The organism is Thalassovita autumnalis (assembly GCF_001458255.1).
In the GTDB taxonomy this organism is placed as follows: Bacteria; Pseudomonadota; Alphaproteobacteria; order Rhodobacterales; family Rhodobacteraceae; genus Thalassobius; species Thalassobius autumnalis.
The window spans coordinates 214,505-235,817 of sequence record NZ_CYSB01000030.1 but is presented as its reverse complement, the minus strand read 5'-3'; the positions used below and the strand labels follow the sequence as shown (position 1 = coordinate 235,817).

19 protein-coding genes and 1 riboswitch are annotated in these 21,313 nt (G+C 59.6%); of the genes, 4 read left to right on the top strand and 15 right to left on the bottom strand.

The features are described from left to right. The first annotated feature begins 7 nt into the window (after positions 1 to 7). Entirely contained in the window at positions 8 to 1,759 is a 1,752-nt protein-coding gene (locus TL5118_RS12775; RefSeq protein ID WP_058244599.1) for a trypsin-like peptidase domain-containing protein, read from the top strand. Between the two features lie 64 nt (positions 1,760 to 1,823). On the opposite strand, the gene TL5118_RS12770 is transcribed toward TL5118_RS12775, so the two are convergent. The 5 genes from TL5118_RS12770 to TL5118_RS12750 all read right to left on the bottom strand — a co-directional run bounded on the left by TL5118_RS12770 (position 1,824) and on the right by TL5118_RS12750 (position 6,913). Then, the gene (locus TL5118_RS12770) at positions 1,824 to 2,261 is read right to left on the bottom strand and encodes a hypothetical protein (RefSeq protein WP_207383451.1); all 438 of its coding nucleotides are present in this window, start codon (positions 2,259 to 2,261) and stop codon (positions 1,824 to 1,826) included. A gap of 30 nt (positions 2,262 to 2,291) precedes the next feature. Beyond that, positions 2,292 to 3,740 (bottom strand): TrkH family potassium uptake protein, encoded by a 1,449-nt coding sequence (locus TL5118_RS12765; protein WP_058244659.1) that lies wholly within the window; start codon positions 3,738 to 3,740, stop codon positions 2,292 to 2,294. Positions 3,741 to 3,945: 205 nt separating this feature from the next. Further along, positions 3,946 to 4,170, bottom strand: a complete 225-nt coding sequence (locus TL5118_RS12760; protein WP_058244597.1) for a YjiS-like domain-containing protein — start codon at positions 4,168 to 4,170, stop codon at positions 3,946 to 3,948. A gap of 290 nt (positions 4,171 to 4,460) precedes the next feature. Continuing rightward, positions 4,461 to 5,552 (bottom strand): GTP cyclohydrolase FolE2, encoded by a 1,092-nt coding sequence (folE2, locus tag TL5118_RS12755; RefSeq protein WP_058244596.1) that lies wholly within the window; start codon positions 5,550 to 5,552, stop codon positions 4,461 to 4,463. 179 nt (positions 5,553 to 5,731) lie between these two features. Then, positions 5,732 to 6,913 (bottom strand): aminotransferase class I/II-fold pyridoxal phosphate-dependent enzyme, encoded by a 1,182-nt coding sequence (locus TL5118_RS12750; protein WP_058244595.1) that lies wholly within the window; start codon positions 6,911 to 6,913, stop codon positions 5,732 to 5,734. Between the two features lie 59 nt (positions 6,914 to 6,972). Beyond that, positions 6,973 to 7,051, bottom strand: a riboswitch (SAM riboswitch). A 124-nt stretch (positions 7,052 to 7,175) separates the two neighbouring features. On the opposite strand from TL5118_RS12750, the gene TL5118_RS12745 reads away from it, so the two are divergent. Beyond that, complete coding sequence (locus tag TL5118_RS12745) at positions 7,176 to 7,883, top strand: glutathione S-transferase N-terminal domain-containing protein (RefSeq protein ID WP_058244594.1); 708 nt, start codon at positions 7,176 to 7,178, stop codon at positions 7,881 to 7,883. A gap of 190 nt (positions 7,884 to 8,073) precedes the next feature. Here the strand turns inward: TL5118_RS12745 and TL5118_RS12740 are convergent, their stop codons facing one another. The 5 genes from TL5118_RS12740 to TL5118_RS12720 form a co-directional block, all read right to left on the bottom strand. After that, positions 8,074 to 8,715, bottom strand: a complete 642-nt coding sequence (locus TL5118_RS12740) for an inner membrane-spanning protein YciB (RefSeq protein ID WP_082626371.1) — start codon at positions 8,713 to 8,715, stop codon at positions 8,074 to 8,076. A 53-nt stretch (positions 8,716 to 8,768) separates the two neighbouring features. Next, the gene (locus TL5118_RS12735; protein ID WP_058244593.1) at positions 8,769 to 9,671 is read right to left on the bottom strand and encodes an SMR family transporter; all 903 of its coding nucleotides are present in this window, start codon (positions 9,669 to 9,671) and stop codon (positions 8,769 to 8,771) included. Positions 9,672 to 9,691: 20 nt separating this feature from the next. Beyond that, a complete protein-coding gene (locus TL5118_RS12730) occupies positions 9,692 to 10,129 on the bottom strand; it encodes a hypothetical protein (protein ID WP_058244592.1) in 438 nt (145 codons plus the stop codon). Beyond that, complete coding sequence (ftsY, locus tag TL5118_RS12725) at positions 10,122 to 11,300, bottom strand: signal recognition particle-docking protein FtsY (RefSeq protein WP_058244591.1); 1,179 nt, start codon at positions 11,298 to 11,300, stop codon at positions 10,122 to 10,124. Before ftsY ends, TL5118_RS12730 begins: the two co-directional genes overlap by 8 nt. Positions 11,301 to 11,416: 116 nt before the next feature. Continuing rightward, positions 11,417 to 12,055, bottom strand: a complete 639-nt coding sequence (locus tag TL5118_RS12720; protein ID WP_058244590.1) for a lysoplasmalogenase family protein — start codon at positions 12,053 to 12,055, stop codon at positions 11,417 to 11,419. A 68-nt stretch (positions 12,056 to 12,123) separates the two neighbouring features. On the opposite strand from TL5118_RS12720, the gene TL5118_RS12715 reads away from it, so the two are divergent. Together TL5118_RS12715 and TL5118_RS12710 are read left to right on the top strand one after the other, a co-directional pair. Then, positions 12,124 to 12,534 carry a hypothetical protein gene (locus TL5118_RS12715; RefSeq protein ID WP_082626370.1) on the top strand — a complete coding sequence of 137 codons (411 nt, stop codon included), beginning with the start codon at positions 12,124 to 12,126 and terminating at the stop codon, positions 12,532 to 12,534. A 150-nt stretch (positions 12,535 to 12,684) separates the two neighbouring features. Then, complete coding sequence (locus tag TL5118_RS12710) at positions 12,685 to 13,686, top strand: alkane 1-monooxygenase (protein ID WP_058244589.1); 1,002 nt, start codon at positions 12,685 to 12,687, stop codon at positions 13,684 to 13,686. Positions 13,687 to 13,762: 76 nt separating this feature from the next. Here TL5118_RS12710 and TL5118_RS12705 read toward each other — a convergent pair whose 3' ends face one another. The 5 genes from TL5118_RS12705 to xseA form a co-directional block, all read right to left on the bottom strand. Continuing rightward, positions 13,763 to 15,466, bottom strand: a complete 1,704-nt coding sequence (locus TL5118_RS12705; RefSeq protein WP_058244588.1) for an ABC transporter ATP-binding protein — start codon at positions 15,464 to 15,466, stop codon at positions 13,763 to 13,765. Positions 15,467 to 15,470: 4 nt separating this feature from the next. Then, positions 15,471 to 16,421, bottom strand: coding sequence for an ABC transporter permease (locus TL5118_RS12700; RefSeq protein ID WP_058244587.1), 951 nt, complete (start codon positions 16,419 to 16,421; stop codon positions 15,471 to 15,473). Positions 16,422 to 16,432: 11 nt separating this feature from the next. Next, a complete protein-coding gene (locus TL5118_RS12695) occupies positions 16,433 to 17,395 on the bottom strand; it encodes an ABC transporter permease (protein ID WP_058244586.1) in 963 nt (320 codons plus the stop codon). A 601-nt stretch (positions 17,396 to 17,996) separates the two neighbouring features. After that, positions 17,997 to 19,574 carry an ABC transporter substrate-binding protein gene (locus tag TL5118_RS12685; RefSeq protein ID WP_058244584.1) on the bottom strand — a complete coding sequence of 526 codons (1,578 nt, stop codon included), beginning with the start codon at positions 19,572 to 19,574 and terminating at the stop codon, positions 17,997 to 17,999. Between the two features lie 156 nt (positions 19,575 to 19,730). Beyond that, positions 19,731 to 21,266 carry an exodeoxyribonuclease VII large subunit gene (gene xseA / locus TL5118_RS12680; protein WP_058244583.1) on the bottom strand — a complete coding sequence of 512 codons (1,536 nt, stop codon included), beginning with the start codon at positions 21,264 to 21,266 and terminating at the stop codon, positions 19,731 to 19,733. Positions 21,267 to 21,313: the final 47 nt, after the last annotated feature.

Below are 21,313 nucleotides of genomic sequence, written 5' to 3'. Positions count from 1 at the left end.
TCTGACTATGATGCGAACATTTGTTTCTTTCTTTATCACGCTGCTGATGCTGACCCGCATCGCCTCCGCCCAGGAAGGGCAGGTCTGGGTTCAGATCGAAGCCCAGCCCAATCTGGCAGCAGCCCAAGACCGGATCCGCGACTATTCTGCCGCGCTTGAGGATATCAACGGTTTTGCAATGCAGGGCGGCTGGTACGCCGTGGCCCTGGGCCCTTACAGCCGTACAGACGCCGAACAGGTGCTGAACGTGCTGCGCAGTGAGGGCAAAATCCCGCGCGACAGCTACATCGCCTTCTCCCGCGCCTATGGCCAACAGTTCTGGCCCGTTGGCGGCAGCACCGTTGCAGCGGTCACCCCCTCAGTGACCTCCGGCGCGACCGACACCGCAGCACCGCAGCCCGAAGCGGTTGCCGTTCCAGCAGAACCGCAGCTGCCGGATGAAACCAAGGCAGAGGCCCGCCGCTCCGAGTCGCTGCTGTCGAAAGAAGAAAAGATGGAGCTGCAGCGCATGTTGCAGTGGGCCGGCTTTTACAATTCGGCAATCGATGGCGCCTTTGGTCGTGGCACCCGCGGGTCTATGGCAGCATGGCAGCAGGCCTATGGCCATGAAGAAACCGGCATTTTGACCACCGGCCAGCGCGCCGAACTACTGGGTCAGTATAATGCCGTTCTGGAAGGGTTGGACATCCAGCTGGTGCGCGATGCCACCGCGGGCATCGAGATGATGCTGCCGCTGGGTGTGGTGGCCTTCAACAAGTACGAAGCGCCTTATGCCCATTTCGACGCCTCGGGCGCTGTGCCGCAGGCGCGCGCCCTGCTGATTTCGCAGCCCGGCGATCAGAAAACGCTGTTTGGCCTTTATGACATCATGCAGACGCTGGAAATCGTACCGCTGGAGGGCAAACGTGAGCGTCGCAAAGACAGCTTCCTGCTGACCGGCAGCAACAGTCAGATCGTGTCGCACACCCAGGTGGCGCTGAAAGATGGCGAAATCAAAGGCTTCACCCTGATCTGGCCCGCCGGTGACGAAGAGCGCCGCAGCCGTCTGTTGGGTCAGATGCAGGAAAGCTTTGCACGTCTTGATGGCGTGATGAGCCCTGCCGCCGGCAGCAATGAGGAACAGCGCATCGATCTGCTCTCGGGTCTGCAGATCCGCAAACCGCGTCTGGCGCGGTCCGGGTTCTATGTGGATGGCGCAGGCACCGTGCTGACCAGCATTGACGCTGTTGGCAGCTGCAGCCGCATCACGCTGGACGATGGCGTCGAGGCGCAGGTGATCGGCACCGATGCCGCGCTGGGTCTGGCTGCGCTGATACCAACCCAACCGCTGGCACCGGCGCAGGTGGCAGAACTGCAGCGCGCAGTGCCGCGTCTGCAATCTGACGTAGCCGTTTCCGGCTACTCCTACGGTGGTGTTCTGGGTGCGCCGACCCTGACCTTCGGCACCTTGGCGGATCTGACCGGCCTCAGCGGTGAGGAAGAGCTGACCCGTCTGGCACTGGCCACTCTGCCCGGGGACACCGGCGGCCCGGTCTTTGATGCCGGTGGCGCGGTCATGGGCATGCTGCTGCCGCGCAATGCCGGTGGCAAACAGCTGCCGCAGGACGTCAGCTTTGCGGTGGATGCCGCGGCAATTGAGGGTTTCCTCAGCACGCTCGACATTGCAGCGACAGCAACCGATGTCCTCTCGACCATGGCCCCTGAGGACCTGACCACCAAGGCCAGCGGCCTGACGGTACTGGTCAACTGCTGGGACTAAGACACCCCACGGTGAGACAAAAAGAAACCGGCGCATTTTGCGCCGGTTTTTCTTTGCCGGCCCACTACCGTGCTTGCACCAAGATCATTCCCAGCCGCTCAGCCCCATCATAAAGCACGACAATGACCTCTCGGTTAATTGAAACATAGTAGATGCCTGGCGCATCGCCCCACAGCAGCCGGTCCGCCTCAGGATGTAGGTTACGGATACAATCGCGGTTGTCCAACACCGTCATTGCAGCACCAGCACCTCGCTTAGCTACGTCCCATGTTTCAACCCTTTCGGCCAAGCTGCGTGCGCGGTGCCAATGGCCTTCGCTGTTTGAATTATCAGGTTTTGCCACCTGCCCGGCAACACCGGCTTCATAAGTAAAGAAGCCAGCGCTACCAGCCAGAGCCGACACACAGGCATCGGTTATTTCGCCTTGCCAGATCGGGTTCAAAATCTCGTTCAAGAAGGTTTCAAGCTGAACTTTCGTGGCGCAACCAGCGGTCAAAGACACCAACAGCCCTGCCGTTAGTAGCCGCATCCGTTACGCCCGCCAGAAGGTCACGGTCAGCATTGCATAAACCGCCAGCAGTTCCAGCCGTCCGATCAGCATTGCCACCGACAACAGCCATTTCGCTGCGTCGTTAAGGCCGGCGAAATTGCCTGCGGGGCCAATCTCATCCCCCAGACCCGGGCCGATGTTGGCCAGGGCCGACGCCGCGCCGGAGATCGACGTCATGAAATCCAACCCCGTCATCCCAAGTGCCACGGCCAGCACCCCCATGGTGACAAAGAAGAACACAAAGAACGACATGACCGAGTTCAGAATATCATCGTCGATTTTGCGCCCCTCATAGCGGGGCGGCACCATGGCGTTGGGGCTTTGGGTTTTCAGAAGCTGCGATTTGATCGAAGCAAAGAGGATCTGGTAGCGGAACACCTTCACCGAACAGGCGGTTGATCCCGCGCATCCGCCGATCAGACCGATGAAGAAGAACATCGCAATCAGCAGGTTGCCCCAGCCCATGTAATCGACCGACGCATAGCCGGTCCCGGTCATGATGGAGGTCACGTTAAACACCACCTGCCGCAGCGAAGACCCGGCCTCATGTCCCTGCAGCGTGATGAGAACAGTGGTGGCAAAACCGATCAGCAGCACCAAGGTCAGCAGGAAACCATAGACCTGACGATCCATCAGCAGCGCACCATGGTGACCGTTCAGCATCTGCACGTACCGCACAAAAGGCAGCGCCGACAGCACCATGAACACCGCCGCGACATATTCCAGCGGTCCTGAGAAGGCCCCAAATGATGCGTCATAGGTGGAAAACCCGCCGGTCGAAATGGTTGTCAGCGCATGCACTGTGGCGTCAAAGGCGCTCATCCCCAAGAGAAGGTAGCTCAAGGTGCAGAGCACCGTCAGCGCCACGTAGATCACTGAAATCTGGCTTGCAATCTCGGTCGCGCGGGGCAGGATCTTGCCCATGGTGTCAAACCCTTCCGAGCGGAAGATCTGCATCCCACCGACGCGCAGCTCCGGCAGAAACACCATCGCCACAACAATGATCCCAATGCCGCCCAGCCACTGCAGGATGCCCCGCCACAGCAACAGCCCCTTCGCCATGGTATCAAGCCCGGCAAAGACCGTGGCCCCCGTGGTGGTCAGCCCGGACATCGCTTCGAAAAACGCATCCACCGGCGTGGCCTGGGTTTCCCCAAAATAGAAAGGCAGTGCAGCAAAGATCGGCAGGGCCAGCCAGACCCCGGTTGTCAGGATAAAGGTCTGCTGAATGTTCAGCCCCTCCTGGTTACCGTTCTGACACGCCAGAGAGATCATGCCGCCGATAAATATGGTCAGCAGGGCGCTTTGTGCAAAGACGCGCCAATGCTCCTCACCCGTGGCCAGATCCACCAGCATCGGCGCCAGCATGGTCAGCCCCAGCACGGCCACCAACAGGCCAATCACATATCCGACGGGTCGAAGATCCAACATGAGGAAGCGATGGACCCTGAACAGGGGCGAGTCAAGACAGCGCGCGGCCAAGCCGGTCATCTGGCCCCCTGCACGCTACCGTCGCGCAACAGGTCATGCATCGGCATCAGACAGCAAAAAGGCCCCGGCATGCTGTGCATGCTGCGGAGCCCCTTGGTGCGGCCTATCGCCTGTCCATCTGCCCTGCCAAGCGCAGGGTATCAGATTACAGGTAGAACTGGTCGCGGAAAACGTGGCGGACAATCTGGTCGCGCTTCAGACCGATATCGGCCAGTTCGCGGTCGCTCATGCGTTCCAGTGCCTGGATTTCGTTAAAACGCGAACGGCTTTCACCATAGGCGATCATGCCCTGGACCAGACCGGACCACAGTTGACCCATACGGGCAACCAGACCAGCGTTTTCAATGTGATTTACAGCGTTCAATGCCATGATCTTGGAACCTTCTGTTACGTTGGTCCCCCCCCTTGACCTTGAAAATAGGGCAGAGTGATTGACCATACCACTGCCGGTTCGGAATATCAGCCCTGCGCCTGCTGCAATGCAGCAATAATTCAACAACAGCCTCACTAAAAACTACTTAAAGCCATGTAAAATAAACATTATTTACACAGATTGGCACATCTGAGCTGTGCCGTCGCCGACGATTGGGATGCGCAATAACGAAAAATGCCGCCTCAACAGGCGGCATTTAGGCAATTGCCCCGAATTCAGGCAGCGGCTCAGCCCGGATGATGCAATGTGGCAAACATCTTGGGGTCATAGCTTTCGGCGGCGAAGGTGGCCCCTTCGGTCAGGATGGACACCGCATCATGGCTGTGCAGGCTTTCTTGGTGGCTGGCCACCACACGGAAATCCCCAACCCGCGCATCAGCCTCTAGGCTTTGTGAAAACAGCCGCGCAGCGTCTTCAACAAAGATGGGGTTCGCGGCGTTCAACTCGGCAAAGGCCTGTTCATCTTCGCGTTTGACCATCACCTGCGTTTCCGTCGGAACCGCCTGACGCGCCAATTCGATCAGATCCTCAAACCACAGACAGGCCTTGCCCACCAGTTCGACCGAAATCCGCGCCACCGAACGCTGCGAATGCGGCGTGGCCAGCTGACCGCGGGTTTGGCGGGCGTGTTCGCTCAATTCCAGCGAACAGGGGCATGTGGAGGAATAGACATAGTCCAGATGCATGATCTTCTTGCGCACACCGGCGCTTTCGATCAGCTCCAGCGCGATGTCGTAATACTGGTATCCTGCAAGACCCGACCGCAACGACGGAACCTTCACCGGATAGGAAAACCGCATCTGGATCCGCGCATCAAAGCTTTCCAGATCGGCCTTGTAATCCTCCAACGCGGCCTCAACCACTTCGAAGCTGAAGGTCTTTTCCGCATGGCGATAGAAGGACCGCATGATGCGGGACATGTTGATGCCCTTCTTCTCCGCCTCAAGACTGACTGTGCCGGTGACCGAGGTTTCCAGCGTGATGTCCGCCCCATCGCGGGTGTGGAAACGGATCGGCAGACGGAAGTTGGAGATCCCCACATGCTGGATCGCCCGCTTGGCGCCGCGGATCAGGCTGGAGGGCCCGTTTTGCAGATCCGGCAGGCTGGCCTTATAGGCCGCATCAACGGTGAAATCTTCGGGATATTCACGGCTTAGCTCAGGATATTGCCCGCTGCGCAGCAGCGCCAGCAGCCCTGCATCCACCTCTTTCAACTCCGCATCCGAGGCGGTTTCAGCCCAGGTCCGCAGCCGCGCCAACGCATCGCGCGCCTCATCCGCCTGCATCACCCGATCAATTTCGGAGGTATGGACGTTCATAGCTGGTGATCCCCGACCTGCTGTTGCCGTGGCAACTGTGGACCCTCAATCTAATGCAGCCGGGCCAGTTTGCCAAATTTAACCGTGAACTAGTGCAGCCCCTGCGGTGGTGCAATCCCATGAACGGCAAAAGGGGGACACAAAGCGTCCCCCTTGTCGGTTTCTTAGTGAAATTCTTCCTAGGCCTGATCCAGGGCCTGCAGCAGATCAGCGATCAGGTCGCTTGGATCTTCCAGCCCGATCGACAGGCGGACCAGACCGGGGCTGATCCCCAGCGTGTCTTTCTGTTCCTGCGGCAGACGTTGGTGGGTCGTCGTAGCCGGATGGGTGGCGATGGATTTCGCATCGGCAAAGTTGTTGGAGATGGTGATCACCTGCAGCGCGTTGAGGAAGCGGAAGCAGGCCTCTTTGCCACCCTTCACCTCAATCGTCAGCACAGTGCCGCCAGCCGGGGCCTGCGACAGGGCCAGTTCCTGCTGCGGATGGGCCTTGTGGGTCGGGTAGCGCACCACGTTCAGCTTGTCATGGCCGCTCAGCGCTTCAGCCACATCCAATGCCGCCGCGGCTTGTGCACGCACCCGCAGTTCCATGGTTTCCAGCGCTTTCAGGTGGGTCCAGGCGGTGAAGGGGTTCATCGCGCCGCCGGTGTGTTTGATATAGGTCTCAACCGGGCCACGGATCAGATCCTTGGGCCCACAAATGATACCACCCAGCATCCGGCCCTGCCCGTCCACATGTTTGGTGGTCGACACAACCGAGATATCGGCGCCGCAAGCCTTGGCATAGGAGTAAACCGGCGTGGCCATCGCATCATCCACCACCACGATCGCGCCAACCTCGTGCGCCAGATCGCAAACATGTTTCAGATCAATGACTTCCAGTGTCGGGTTCGAAATCGATTCAAGGAAAACCAGATCGGTCTTTGCAGTGATCGATTGGGCCCAGGCCGCATTGTCGGTGCCATCGACCAGCGTCACGTTGACGCCAAAACGGGTCAGGATATCTTCGAGGATGTAGAGGCAGGAGCCAAAGAGCGCCCGTGAGGCGACAACGTGATCGCCGGCTTTCAACAGCGCCATCAGCGCGCCATTGACCGCCGCCATGCCAGAGGCACAGGCAAAGCCATCCTCATAGCCCAGATAGTCAGAAATCCGGTCTTCGAACATCGCCATGGTCGGGTTGCCATAGCGGGCATAGATGAACTCATCCTGCCCCGCCTTTTCAAACCGTGCTTCGGCCTGTTCGGCGGTGTCATAGACAAACCCCTGGGTCAGGAAGACTGCTTCGCTCACCTCATTATACTGGCTGCGCCGCGTGCCGCCATGCACCAGTTTGGTGCGTTTGTTCCAGCTCTCGCTCATTCCAAATCCTCCGGGCATCCCGCCCAAATAAAAAAGCCCCGTCGCGGTCAAGCGAAAGGGGCTCTTTCATCCTGACCTCTTTAGCGGAATATTTTACGTGGCCCGCAATCCGGTAAACAAATCGCCACGGCCCGCCTGATAGGACAGAGCAGAGGCAAGGTCAAGTTTACCTGTCGTCACGACACCTATACGTGAGATACGCGATGCCCCCTTGCCACCAGCGGCCAAAGCGCCATCATCGCCCCCAACTAGGGAGTATGACATGAGCAACGCAATCGACCTCTATTACTGGCCCACGCCAAACGGCTGGAAAATCTCCATCGCGCTGGAAGAGATGGGCCTGCCGTATAATCTGCATCTGGTGGACATTGGCGCTGGAGCGCAGTTTGAGCCGGATTTCCTGAAAATCGCCCCCAACAACCGGATGCCCGCCATCGTAGATCCGAATGGGCCAGATGGCGCCCCGATTGCGATGTTTGAAAGCGGTGCGATCCTGCAGTACCTGGCCCGCAAGACCGGCCAGTTCTATGGCTCCAACGCGCGCGAGCAGGTGGCCGTGGAGCAATGGCTGATGTGGCAGATGGGTGGCGTCGGCCCGATGGCGGGTCAGGCGCACCACTTCCTGAAATACGCCCCGGCGATGGATCCGCCCAATGATCTGCCCTACGCCAAGGACCGCTACCGCAATGAGGTCAGCCGCCTCTACCGCGTGCTGGACACCCAGCTGGCGGAAAATGAGTATGTTGCGGGCGATTTCTACTCCATCGCAGACATGGCGATCTGGCCCTGGGCGTCGCTCTGGGAAGGGCAGCAGCAGGACCTCAGCGATAAACCGAACCTGAAACGCTGGCTGGACCAACTGGCGGCCCGCGATGGCATTGCCAAAGGCCGGGCCGTGGCCGCGGACATGCGCTCAAACCTGCAGGACAACAAGAAAGCGCAGGAACTGCTGTTCAAACAAAAAGGCTGACCAAGCGGCCAGCCCTTCATCTCTGCTAAGGATTCACGGTCATGAGCCGGGGAACACGGTGCCAAATCTCTGATTTGGCTGCGCCCGAACCGCCCCCACGGGGCGGGCGCTTCGCTTCGCCCCTCGGTTCGGACGCGAAACACCCAGTCTTAGAGATCCTTGAAAGATCGAGATGCGAAAACGGCGGGGGTTACTCCGCCGTTTCTTCTTCGGCCTCAAGGCTGTGGTCCTTGAACAGCTTGCCCTGTGTCATGAAGAACAGGAATATAGCCGCGGTCAGGCCAAAGGTTTTGAAATAGACCCAGGCCTCAGTGGTTTGGGTGCGCCAGACGATTTCATTCAGCGCCGCCAGCCCAAAGAAGAAATACATCAGCCGCCGTGTCAGGATCATCCAGCCTTCACGCGTCAGCGCCAGCGCGGTGTCCATCACCGCCTCCAGATAGCTGGTCCCGCGCATCAGGCCGAAACCCAAAGCACCGCCAAACAACAGGTAAATCAGCGTCGGCTTCAGCTTGAAGAACCGCTCATCGTTGAGCCAGACCGACATGCCGCCAAAAACAACCACCAGCACCAGCGTCACGATCTGCATCTTCGACAGATGGCCGGTCAGGCGCCACAGCACCAGGGTTGAGGCCACAAGAAGCGGGATGAACCCAGCGGTGACCACGATGAAGCCATCATAGGCCGTGCCACCGATGTCAAAGCTTTGATCCTTCAGCAGGATATAGGCGGCAAAGAAGGCTGCGATGGGGCCGAATTCCAGCGCGGATTTCAGCATCGGGTTCACCGACTTGGCAGGCACTGCACCGTCAGTTTCGGGGGTCTTTGACATCTTCACTCCTCATCGCGGCCCAAACGCGGGCTGTGCCGCCCTATATCGGGTGTTCAGCCGCCCATTTCAACAATCACCGCACCCAAAGCAATCAAAGCCATCAAGGCGATGCGCCGCGGCCCCACTGTCTCTTTCAAAAACAGCCAGCCAATGATTGCCGCAAAGACGGTTGAGGTCTCCCGCAGCACTGCGGCTTCACCCACTTTGTCCAGCCGCGTCGCCATCATGACCGAGCCGAAACTGGCGAAGGCAATTAACCCGCCGATCACACCGCGCAGCATCAGCGGCGCCACGGCCGGGGGATGCGCCATGCGGCGCCAGCGCAGGTAAGCAATCGGTGGCATCGCCAGACCATCAATCAGGAAGAACCACGCCAAAAAGGTAAAAGGATCCGCCGTCGCCCGGATGCCATAGGCGTCATAGGTGGTGTAAAGCGCCACGAACAACCCGGTGAAAGAGGCCAGCACCATCGCCACCCCAAGCGTGTCACGCGATGAGGTCAGGAAGATCATATTGTAGATCGCCAGCCCGAAGATACCCGCCAACAACACGCCGACACCGGCCCATTGCATCCAGCTGAACGTCTCGCCAAACACCAGATAGGCGCCAACCACGGTAAACAACGGCCCCATGCCGCGCACCACCGGGTAGACCACGGTGAAATCGCCCTTGGTGTAGGCATAGCTCTGCAGCAGTTTGTAGCCGACGTGGATCACAAAGGCACCACCAAGGATCGGCCACATATGTGGTTCGGGCCATGGGACCACAAAGAAAGCAAAAGGCGCCGCCATGACGCCGTAGCTGAAATCAATGGCGCCACGGGTCAGCCAGGGATCGTGCCGCCCCTTTTGAAGGGCACCGAACACCGCATGTAGGAAGGCCGCCGTCAGAGCCAAGGCCAGTGCCAACTGGTGCCCGGCCTCCGTCCCTTCCAGAGATGTCAGCCACGCACTCATCTCAACTCACGCCTTCTGTTTCAGATCACACGGGGTTCAAACTGCCCCATTTCGATATCGCGCAGCCGCTCCAGCCGTTCCGAGATATCGATCTCACGCCCGTCATGGCCCAGAATGACCGGGCCCCCATCGGCATGTTTGGCGTATTCATCGATCAGGCTCGACACAATCGTCTCAACCGTGAAGGCATTGCGATAGCGGCGCAGCAGGCACAGATCAGTGATCCGCGGCAGCGCCTGATCCTGGGCAGAATCCCAGATCAAACGGCCCGCACCGATCAGGATATCGCCATGGGTCACCACGACCTCCGCATAGAGAATGCGATCGTCGCCCCAGATATCATCGCCGGGGAACGGGTGGCTCAACCGGCTGCCATCCAGCAGCTCGTCCACCGCCTCATGCAGCGCCACGATATCCCAGCCGTGTTCGTTTTTCAGTGAATCATGAATTTCAAGCATCGAGACCCGTCAGCGCCTTCGCAAATTCTTCGGGATCAAAGGCCTGCAGATCGTCGATCTGCTCCCCCACGCCAATCGCGTGGATCGGCAGGCCAAACCGGTCAGCCAAGGCCACCAGCACGCCGCCCTTTGCGGTCCCATCTAGTTTCGTCATGACCAGACCCGAGACATCCGCCAACTCCCCAAAGGTCGAAACCTGGTTCAAAGCGTTTTGTCCGGTGGTCGCATCCAGCACCAGCAACGTATTGTGCGGTGCGGTTTCATCTTTCTTACGGATCACCCGCACGATCTTGGCCAGCTCTTCCATCAGATCAGCGCGGTTCTGCAGCCGGCCCGCCGTGTCGATCAGCAACAGATCGGCGCCCTCTGCCTCGGCCTTGGTCATAGCGTCAAACGCCAGACTTGCGGGATCTGAACCTTCGGGCGCGGTCAACACAGGCACACCGGCACGTTCGCCCCAGACCTGCAGCTGTTCAACCGCGGCCGCCCGGAAGGTATCGCCCGCCGCAATCACCACGGATTTGCCCGCAGCGCGGAATTGACTGGCCAGTTTGCCGATGGTTGTGGTCTTGCCGGATCCGTTGACGCCCACCACCAGAACCACCTGCGGGGTTTTGGCATAAATTGGCAGCGGCTTGGCCACCGGCTCCATGATGCGGGCCACTTCCTGGGCCAGCAGGGATTTGATTTCATCAGTCGACAGCTTCTTGCCAAAACGGCCTTCCGCGATATTGGCGGTGACGCGAGTCGCGGTTTCCACGCCCATGTCCGATGCGATCAACAGCTCTTCGAGCTGTTCCAGCATGTCGTCATCCAACACGCGACGGGTCACCTGTTTGGTTTCGCTCCGCCCCATGAGGCGCCCGAAGAAGCCGGGTTTGCTGGCTTGCTGTTCAGGTTCGGGCTCGGGTGCTGCCGCGGGTTCAGCGGCGGGTTGTTCCGCTGCCTCAGGCTCTGACACCTCAGGTTCCGGAGCAGCCTCTGAAACCTCTTCTGCGCCCTGCTCTTCAGGCTCGTCCGCGGGTGCAGACTGCGGCTCTGGCTGCGCTTCGGGGGTTGCCTCCACAACCTCCTCAACTTCGCCACCATCCTCAACAATCGACTCCAACCCGTCCTCAAGACGTGAGGACGACTTCATCAATCGCTGTTTCAATTTGCCGAAAAAGGACATCCGGGACTCCGCAAGTGTTTGATTTCACCTAGCCAGTTCCCGCCCCCTTTGAAAGGCCAAGCCCTTGTTTTCTTGGGGATTAGCCTGTGGAAAACCCTGTGAGACTCAATGTATTTTCACGCGATGAATCCATAAAAAATAAGCACTTGCGCAACGTAGTAAAAGAACCAGATGACAAAAGGCGCCACCCGACCGAAAGGACCGTCATTTTTGACAAAAATCTGCACCGACAGCACCAAATCCGACAAAATGAACGCCAATGCGCCCCAAAACACCCATGTTTGGGGAATCGGTTGCTGTGCGGCGACACAGCCCATGGTCAGGATCAGCAGCACGTAGATCCGCACCGGCCAGCGCAGCGCCCCGGTATGGGGTTGCAACCACACCTCGGTGGACAGGCCCAAGAGGATCAGCAGCGCCGGAACCCAGAGGGTGCCCCAGGCCAGTTCCGGTGAGAAATGCACAAAGAAGGCAACGACATAGAGGATATGCCCCAGCGCGAAAGCACCGATGCCCCCCTGCAGCATCGCCTCACCATCCCGCGACAACAGAAAGTCCCCCATAGCACAGGCCCAAAGCCCCAGTAGCGGCAACAAGGGCGCACCACTGACGCTCAGACCCAGCGCCGGCAGTGCCACGGCAAGGGTTTTGACCGCCGTCTTGGCGCCGCTTGCAGGCCGGTAACAGAACCACAGCAGATACAGCGCGGACAGAGCAAACCCCGTGAAAATGGTGAAGTTAAGAAAGGTAAACATCCGGCCCCGCCACGCAGTTTCAAAAAATGTGATTTGGTTGCTGCGCCGCTTTGCGGCAGCATGGGGCCATGAAAGCCATGTTACCCCTGATCGCTCAAGCCCTTGTGGCGCTTTCCCCGTCGTCACCCGCGCAAGCGCAGGACGCGATGACCGGTGAAGAGTTTGAAAGCTACACCAAAGGGCAGACCTTCTATTTCGCCGAAGACGGCGTGCCCTATGGCGGTGAGGAATACCTCAACAATCGCCGCGTGCGCTGGTCGTTTCTGGGCGGCGAATGCAAAGAGGGCTACTGGTACGAAGACAATCGGCGGATCTGTTTTGTCTATGAGGACCTCAATGGCCCGCAATGCTGGAGCTTTGTCAAAGGGCCCGAAGGGCTGCGCGCCACCTTCTACGGACCAGAGCCAGCGTCAGAACTGTATGAGGTGCTAAAAACCGATGACCCGCTCAATTGTCCGGGCCCTGAGGTCGGTGTTTAGTTGTCTTTAGGCAATTTGAAGTCCGGCTCGATCAAGAAATTATCCTCCAAACTTGTCTTTAAGACTCCAAGCCAACAAAATCCTTCAGTATTTGCACTGATCCATGTGCGCGGGTAAGCTCGCTCTTGGATTGAACCTGAGTGCCCCACCATGTGGCTATTTTCTGTTGCGACATTGCTGCCAGCCGCGCTGCTGATCTGCGCCAGTGTCATCGGGGGCTGGCTGGTTCTAGCCGCTGTTCTGGCGATCACGGTTTTCACCTGGAGCCTGGACAAGCTTACCCCCACTGCGCCAAATCCCGACGCGGAGTTTCCCAGCGGTGATGGTCTGTCCGTGACCTTGGGCCTGTTGCATCTGCCGATGCTGGCGCTGGCTGTCTGGGCGATTGGCGGGGCCAGTGGCTTGGGTCTCTGGGAACGGTTGGGGCTGTTGATCGGTTATGGCTTGTTCTTTGGTCAGATCGGCCATCCCAATGCCCATGAACTGATCCATCGCCCCCGCCGCTGGATGCGCCGTTTGGGCAAGCTGGTCTATTCATCTTTGTTAATCGGCCACCATGTATCCGCCCATCCGCTGGTGCATCACATCCATGTCGGCACGGACCGCGATCCCAGCTCCGCACCGCGCGGGCAAAGTGTCTGGCGCTTTGCACCACATTGGTGGCGCGGCGGCTTTCGCGAAGGCCTCATCGCGGAAAACAAACGGCGCAAAGGACGCAGGTTTTGGCAACATCCCTACCTGCACTACAGCCTCATCGCCGCCCTTACACTGTTCAGCGCCGGTGCTTTTGGCGTCGGCCCTTTATTCGCCCTGATCGCTGTCTGCTGCTATGCCCAGCTGCAGATGATCCTGTCAGACTATGTGCAGCATTACGGGCTACGCCGTGCGATCCGCGAGCCTGGCAAACCAGAACCCGTTGGCCCGCAGCACAGCTGGAACACACCGCATCGCTATTCGTCCGCGATGATGCTGAACGCGCCGCGTCACTCGGACCATCACTTGAACCCAACACGCCCCTACCCCGGCCTGCGGCTGGAGGCGGCGATGCCCCTCCTGCCCTATGCGCTGCCGACGATGGCAGTAGTGGCCCTATGGCCAGCCCTGTGGCGCCGCATCATGCATCCCCGTCTGGATGCGCTGGCGCCGCAATAAGCGCACAATAATCAGCCCCATAAATGCAAAACGGCGCCCCGAGGGGCGCCGCTGCGTTTCATATCACGTATCTAGATCAGGACGCCTGCGGCGTTTCCGACAGATCCGCCAGACGCGGCATCAGATCCAACAGCGATTTGGTGTAATCGGTCTGCGGATTGCTGAACAGCGCCTCGGTTTCCTGCAGTTCCACCAGCTTGCCCGATTTCATCACCGCCACGCGGTCACACATCTGGCGCACCACCGGCAGGTCGTGGCTGATGAACAGCATGGTCAGGCCCAGATGCTCCTGCAGATCCTTCAGGATGTTCAGGATTTGCGCCTGGATCGACACATCCAGCGCCGAGGTCGGCTCATCACAGATCAGGAAGCGCGGCTGGGTCGCCAGAGCCCGCGCAATCGCGATCCGCTGACGTTGACCGCCCGAGAACTCATGCGGGTATTTGAACGCCGCTTCGGCGCCCAGACCAACACGTTCCAGCAGCTCAGCCACCCGCTGATCCACCGCTTTGCCGTCCAGCAGGCGGTGATGACGGATCGGTTCGGACACGATCTGATCCACCCGCATCCGCGGGTTCAGCGAGGAATAAGGATCCTGGAAGATCATCTGGATCTCTTTGCGATAATCGGCCTGACGGGCCTTATCGCTCAGATCGCTGACCAGCTTGCCGTCGAAATCGACCGAGCCGCCATCCAGCTGATAGAGACCGGAGATCATCCGCGCGATGGTGGATTTGCCCGAACCGGACTCCCCCACAACGCCGAACACTTCGCCCGGGCGGATGTCAAAGCTGACATTGTCCACCGCAGTGAAGTAATCGCGATCCCAAGGCAGCAGCCCCTGACGTTTCACGAACTTCTTGGTGACGCCCTTGACCTCCAGCAGCGGACGGGACGGATCGTTTTCGACCTTCGGCCACGACCGCGCCAGATCCTCAATCGCAAACCGGGTCTCACGGCCGCCATAAGACAGCTGCGGGAAACGATGCAGACGCACCGACGGGCGCGGCACTGCGGCGATCAGGGATTGGGTGTACTCGTGACGTGGGGCGCCGATCACCTGCGAGGTTTCGCCGGTTTCAACCACTTTACCGCCGTACATCACCGTCACACGATCGGTGGTGTCTGCAATCACGCCCATGTCGTGGGTGATCAGGATCACACCAACCTGACGTTCCCGGGCCAGTTCGCGGATCAGATCAAGGATCTGCGCCTGCACGGACACATCCAGCGCGGTGGTCGGTTCATCGGCGATGATGACCTCAGGCTCAGAACAGAGCGCGAGGGCAATCACAACCCGCTGCCGCATCCCGCCCGAGAACTGGTGCGGGTACTGGTCCAGACGGCCGTCCGGATCAGGGATCCCCACCCGGTCAATCAGGTCACGGGCGCGCTTGTTGGCCTCGGCCTCATTTACGTCCAGATGGGCGCGAATGGTCTCAACCAGCTGCTGACGCACGGTGAACAGCGGGTTGAGAGAGGTCAGCGGATCCTGAAAGATCATCGAGATCCGACGGCCCCGCAGGGCACGCATGGCATCTGCGTCCAGACCGCTTATCGCATCGCCCTGCAGCTCAATTGCGCCATCTGCGATGTGACCGGGACGTTCCAAAAGCCCCATGATGGCCGCGCCGATGGTGGATTTACCTGCGCCGGATTCCCCGACGAGGCCGTGGATTTCCCCCGGTTCCACCGACAGGTCGGCGGCGTTCACCGCGGTGAAGACACCGCGACGGGTCGGGAACTCAACAGTGAGGTTTTTGATGTTCAAAAGGCTCATGAGATCACCGCAGTTTGGGGTTCAGCGCATCGCGCAGCCAGTCGCCCAGCAGGTTCACACTGAGGGCAAGCGCAAGCAGGGTGCAGGCGGGGAAGAACAGGATCCACCACTCACCCGAGAACAGGAAGCCCTGACCAACACGGATCAAGGTGCCGAGACTCGGCTGGGTTGGCGGGGCGCCCACGCCCAGGAAGGACAGCGTGGCTTCGGCAATGATCGCCAGTGCCAGGCTGATGGTGGCAATCACCAGTACCGGCGACAACACGTTGGGCAGGATGTGACGGAACATGATCGGCAGGCTGCCGCGCCCGATCAGGCGGGCCGCTTGGACGTATTCCTTGTTCTTTTCCACCATGGTGGCGCCCCGGACAACACGGGCAAACTGCACCCAGTCCGACAGGCCGATGGCCAGGATCAGCACCCAGATCGCCATTTGATCGCGGTATTCCACCGGAGTAACTCCTTTGGCGATCCCGAAGATCAGCATAGCCACAAGGATCGACGGGAAGGTCAGCTGCACATCAGCGGTCCGCATGATCAGCGTGTCGGTCCAGCCCCCGTAGTAGCCTGATACCAGACCGGCGATCACACCAAGGGTCAGGCCCAGCATCACAGCCGCAAAGCCCACGAAGAGTGAGATGCGCAGACCATAAAGAATGGTCGAAAACACATCACGGCCCTGATCGTCAGTGCCCAACCAGAAGGTTTCGCCGGTAAAGGCGTTCGGCTCACTTGGCGGGGTGAAGCCGTTCATCAGGTTTAAGGTGGCCGGATCAAACGGGTTGTAGGGCGCGATCAGCGGGGCAAAAACCGCCGCCAGCACCAGCGTCATTGCCACCGCCAGCGACACAATTGCGACGGGGGAGCGACGGAACGCATAGGCGATGTCACTGTCCCAGGCGCGGGCCAGCTTCGACATCGGGCGCGTTTTTTGAGGGTTTGTTGAATCAGTCATTGGTGTCTCTCTTATCCGCGCAGTCGTGGGTCAATCGCCACGTAGAGCAGATCGACAATCAGGTTGATGCCCACGAACAGGACAGAAATCATCATCAGGTAAGCGGCCATAACCGGTACATCCACAAACTGGACGGCGTTGATGAACAGCAACCCAACACCCGGCCATTGGAACACGGTCTCGGTGATGATGGCGAAGGCAATGATCGAGCCCAGCTGCAGACCGGTCACAGTGATCACCGGCACCAACGTGTTTTTCAGCGCATGGCGGAAGTTGATCACCCGCTCAGACAGGCCACGGGCGCGGGCGAAGCGGACATAGTCCTGACGCAGCACCTCCAGCATTTCCGAACGCACAAGGCGCATGATCAGCGTCATTTGGTACAGTCCCAGCGTGATCGACGGCAGGATCAGGGCCTTCAGACCGCTGGCGGTCAGGAAACCTGTGGTCCAGTTGCCAACTTCTACCACTTCGCCGCGCCCAAAGGAGGGCAGCATGTCCAGCTCAACCGAGAAGATGTAGATCAGCAGGATCCCGATCAGGAAGGTTGGCAGCGACACGCCAACCAGCGACAGGGTCATCACCGTGTTGGCCATCCAGCCATCGCGGCGGATCGCGGTAAGCACGCCCATCACGATGCCGAAGAACAGCGCCAGGAAGCCCGAAACCAGCGCCAGTTCCAGCGTGGCAGGCAAACGTTCCGAGATGATCTCGGTCACAGGGCGGCCCTGACGATAAGAAACGCCCATGTTGCCTTCGGCGGCATTCATCAGGAATTTCCAGTATTGCACCGGGAAGGGCTGATCCAGTCCCAACTGGGCGCGCAGACGATCGATGTCCTCTTGCGTTCTTTCCTGACCCAGCATGTTGTCGATTGGATCACCGACGAAGTTGAACATCGCAAAGGCGACAAGCCCCACGACGAGAAGCACGATGACAGATTGGAACACCCGTCGAACGATATAGGAAAACACGTTGTCCCCACTTTATTGTTGCGGCGCGCCAAAGCGCGCCACGGGTTGGTTATTTATGCTGACAGGCACAGGCCGGGGCCTGATACGGATGCACAGTCAGCTCGGTGTTTTGTGCAGGCTTGGCCTGCGGTCTTTTATCTACGCAGCGCCCGGTTCAAGCCCTGCAATCGCAGGGGCTCAGGCGCCATCAGCTCCGCGGCCCTACGCGCCAGATCGGCGCTGCTTTCCCCCATCAAAGACAGGAGGTCAACCTTCGCTTTGGGATAGTCAGCACGGGACGCGCGGCTATGACGCGGCGTTTGTCCCGCCCATGTGCCGGAACGCGAAATGGACCATGCAATCAGGGCGTTTCCCCTAACGTCTGAATGCAATTTTTGCCCCTCATCCCCACAGCGCACGCCGATGCGCACCATAGAGGCGGCAAGGCGTTCAGCAGATACAGATGGCAGGGGTGTCATGGTCATCCTCTCGGCGGAAACCGGCGTTGGGAAATCGGTAACGTCGGTCGGCTCGGCGATGCTTCAGGCACACTGTTGACCGACCAAGGATTGATAACACAAAGAAAACCGGTGGCCCGAGGGCCACCGGCAGCAAACGAACCTTAGTTCATTTTGATATATTTGACCTTCGGCTGGTCTTCGGGATCAACGTCGATGCCAACGCCGTCCGCCATGGCCCAGTTCAGAACCTGGTGGTGGATCGGGATGTACAGCTGATCACCCTGAACGGCAGACCAGATCGACGCGATATCCGCGTTACGGGCTGCCAGGTCGGTGTTCGAAGCCAGGGTTGCGATCTTGGCGTCGACGTCATCGTTGTCATAGCCGGTGCCGTTCCAGGTACCGATGTCCGACTCACGGCCGTGAACCAGGAAGTTGAAGATGTATTCCGAATCATAGGTCGGAACGCCCCAACCCAGCATGTAGAAGTCGGTCTTGCCATCGGTGATCAGCGGGAAGTGCTGTGCCTTCGGCTTGGCGTCGAGGTTCACAGTGATACCGATCTGAGCCAGCATACCAACCGACGCCTGACAGATCGCTTCATCGTTGATGTAGCGGTCGTTCGGGCAGTCCAGACGGATCGAGAAACCGTCGCCGTAGCCGGCTTCAGCCATCAGCGCCTTGGCGCCGTCCACGTCGGTTTTCGACGAGGCATCCATTTCAGCAGTCCAGCCGTTAACAAACGGCGGTGCGATCATGCCAGCCGGGATCGACTGACCACGCATCACAACCTGACGGATGGCGTCACGGTTGATGGCCATCGACATCGCTTTACGCACACGAACGTCAGCCAGCGGGTTCTTGCCGTCAACGTTGTCTGCTTCGATGTCATCTGCGCCCTGGTTCATACCAAAGAAGATCACACGGTTCTGCGGGGCCTGCTTGACGCCGTAGCCGGCTGCGCCGTCAACACGCTGAAGGTCCTGAACCGGCATATCCTGCAGGAAGTTCACCTCACCCGACAGCAGCGCTGCAACACGGGTCGGTGCGTTCTGGATCGGGGTGTAGATGATCTCGCTGACTTCCAGCGGGAACATGTCACGGCCCCAATAGTTTTCGTTACGCGCCATGACGGTTTTCACGTCGGGCTCACGGCTGACCAGGGTGTAGGGTCCGGTGCCGTTGACGTTGGTGGTTGCGAAGGTGATTTCGCCGCCCTCAAAGTCCTGCACGTTGACGGTGTTGTTCGCCTCGGTCCAGCCTTTGTCCATGATGAACAGGTTGGTCAGGTTCGACGGCAGAATCGGGTTCGGACCATTGGTGACCATTTCAACGGTCAGGTCATCCACAGCGCGCACTTCGGTGATCGAGCCGATCAGCTCTTTCATGTCCGAGTTCGGCTGTTTCGCACGGTTGTAGCTGAACACCACGTCTTCGGCGGTGAAGTCAGCACCGTCATGGAATTTCACGCCCGGGCGCAGCTTGAAGACCCATACGTTGGGGTCGGTGGGGCTGGGCGCCCATTCGGTGGCCAGTGCCGGCTCAAAGGCGCCGGTGGTGTCACGAATGATCAGCGGTTCGTACATCTGGTGACGAATCGTGTGGGTCGGCCCTTCGTTCTGGGCGTGCGGGTCCAGCGTCAGTGCATCACCAGCGCGGGCCCAGCGCAGGGTTTCCGCCTGTGCTGCAATGGTGCCGCACAGAAGCGCAGCAGACAGACCGATAACTCGGGTAATCATCTCATTCTCCCTGAATGTGTTGTGGCAAGAGATGAACATGACCAGCGCTTCGGCGCAAGATTTCTGGTAAAACAAATTTTAGCACAGAGCAAAAAAGATGAGTTATGCACAAATCTTTTTTCTGAATCCGCCCCAATGCGGCACCGCGGGTCGCTCTCAGAACAGGCTGCCCTGCTCCGGTTTTGGTGGGGTCGCTTTGGGCTTGGTCTTTGTGGTTGTGGACGCCTGCGTCTTTGCAGCCGCAGGCTCAGATCCACCCGGACCCGGTGCTTTGCCTGAGACATCCAGCCGGCCATCTGCAAACTCAATCTCCAGCGCCGTGGCCTTGGCCGCAGCCGCCCCGGTTGTCACCACAGCACCGTCGCCACGCACCACCGCATAGCCCCGCTGCAAGGTCGCCTTATAGCCCAGTGTTTCGCGCAGACGGTCCATCGCCTCCAGCTGTTGCTGCCAGCCCTGCAGCTGCCGCCCACCGGCATCCGACAGGCGTTTGGTCAGGCGATCAAAGGCGTCGCGTCCCTGCTTGACTTCACGGGTCAGCGCCGCACCAAGACGGGGCTCCAGCGAGGACAGCTGGCGCTTCTCACTCTCGATCCGCCGGCTGAGGTTCACCGGACGCAGCCCGCCTTTGACCTCAGACAGGCGTAGGCGTCGCGATTGAACGCCGCGGATCAGCGCCTGTGGCAGCCGGTCCCCCAGCACGTCCAGCCGTTGGCGCGGACCGTCCAACAGTGTTTCGGCCCGTGGCAAGGCGCGCGACAGATCGCGCAGACGTTGCCCACGCTGGGTGATCCCCTGGCTCAGCGCCCGGCTGAGGCGGGCGTTCTGCTGATCCACCCAGGCCAACAGTTCCATCCGAACGGGCACCGCCAGTTCCGCCGCCGCCGTGGGCGTCGGCGCACGCTGATCCGACACAAAGTCAATCAGCGTTGTGTCGGTTTCATGGCCCACCGCAGAAATCAACGGAATGTCCGAGGCTGCGGCCGCGCGCGCCACCACCTCTTCGTTGAAGCCCCAGAGATCCTCAATCGAGCCACCACCGCGCGCGACAATCAATAGATCTGGTCGCGGCAATGCCCCGCCCGGCGTCAATTGGTTAAAGCCCCGGATTGCATGAGCCAATTCGGGGGCACAGCGTTCGCCCTGAACGGCCACCGGCCAGATCAGCACCTTGCGCGGGAAACGGTCGCGCAGCCGATGCAGGATATCGCGGATCACAGCACCAGAGGGTGAGGTCACAACGCCAATCACCTCAGGCAGGTAGGGGATCGGCTTTTTGCGGGACTGATCAAACAGCCCCTCGGCCTGCAGCATCGCTTTGCGCTTTTCCAGCATCGCCATCAAGGCGCCCATGCCGGCGGGTTTCAGATCCTCAATCACCAGCTGGTATTTCGACTGACCGGGGAAGGTGGTCAAACGGCCGGTGGCGACAACCTCCATCCCCTCCTCGGGGCGGGTCTGGACGCGCGCGGCCACACCTTTCCACATCACCCCGGCAATCACCGAACGGTCGTCTTTCAGGTCCAGATAGACATGGCCCGAGCGGGGAAAGGACACGCGGCCAATCTCCCCCTTGATGCGCACATGGGAAAACTCCCCCTCGATCATCTTTTTGATCGCACCGGACAGTTCGGTGACGCTGAATTCCGGGGCGTTTTCGCCTTCTCTGGGGTCGTCGAAGAGGTCAGACATGCCTGCGCCGCTCTGCTCACTTGTTTCCTAGTCCCGCGCACCTTAGA

Bases quoted from the DNA above. Each gene is read 5' to 3' on its own strand.
- TL5118_RS12775 (WP_058244599.1), top strand. From the start codon at position 8: ATGATGCGAACATTTGTTTCTTTCTTTATCACGCTGCTGATGCTGACC.
- TL5118_RS12765 (WP_058244659.1), bottom strand. From the start codon at position 3,740: ATGTTGGATCTTCGACCCGTCGGATATGTGATTGGCCTGTTGGTGGCC.
- TL5118_RS12760 (WP_058244597.1), bottom strand. From the start codon at position 4,170: ATGGCATTGAACGCTGTAAATCACATTGAAAACGCTGGTCTGGTTGCC.
- folE2 (WP_058244596.1), bottom strand. From the start codon at position 5,552: ATGAACGTCCATACCTCCGAAATTGATCGGGTGATGCAGGCGGATGAG.
- TL5118_RS12750 (WP_058244595.1), bottom strand. From the start codon at position 6,913: ATGAGCGAGAGCTGGAACAAACGCACCAAACTGGTGCATGGCGGCACG.
- TL5118_RS12745 (WP_058244594.1), top strand. From the start codon at position 7,176: ATGAGCAACGCAATCGACCTCTATTACTGGCCCACGCCAAACGGCTGG.
- TL5118_RS12740 (WP_082626371.1), bottom strand. From the start codon at position 8,715: ATGTCAAAGACCCCCGAAACTGACGGTGCAGTGCCTGCCAAGTCGGTG.
- TL5118_RS12735 (WP_058244593.1), bottom strand. From the start codon at position 9,671: ATGAGTGCGTGGCTGACATCTCTGGAAGGGACGGAGGCCGGGCACCAG.
- TL5118_RS12730 (WP_058244592.1), bottom strand. From the start codon at position 10,129: ATGCTTGAAATTCATGATTCACTGAAAAACGAACACGGCTGGGATATC.
- ftsY (WP_058244591.1), bottom strand. From the start codon at position 11,300: ATGTCCTTTTTCGGCAAATTGAAACAGCGATTGATGAAGTCGTCCTCA.
- TL5118_RS12720 (WP_058244590.1), bottom strand. From the start codon at position 12,055: ATGTTTACCTTTCTTAACTTCACCATTTTCACGGGGTTTGCTCTGTCC.
- TL5118_RS12715 (WP_082626370.1), top strand. From the start codon at position 12,124: ATGAAAGCCATGTTACCCCTGATCGCTCAAGCCCTTGTGGCGCTTTCC.
- TL5118_RS12710 (WP_058244589.1), top strand. From the start codon at position 12,685: ATGTGGCTATTTTCTGTTGCGACATTGCTGCCAGCCGCGCTGCTGATC.
- TL5118_RS12705 (WP_058244588.1), bottom strand. From the start codon at position 15,466: ATGAGCCTTTTGAACATCAAAAACCTCACTGTTGAGTTCCCGACCCGT.
- TL5118_RS12700 (WP_058244587.1), bottom strand. From the start codon at position 16,421: ATGACTGATTCAACAAACCCTCAAAAAACGCGCCCGATGTCGAAGCTG.
- TL5118_RS12685 (WP_058244584.1), bottom strand. From the start codon at position 19,574: ATGATTACCCGAGTTATCGGTCTGTCTGCTGCGCTTCTGTGCGGCACC.
- xseA (WP_058244583.1), bottom strand. From the start codon at position 21,266: ATGTCTGACCTCTTCGACGACCCCAGAGAAGGCGAAAACGCCCCGGAA.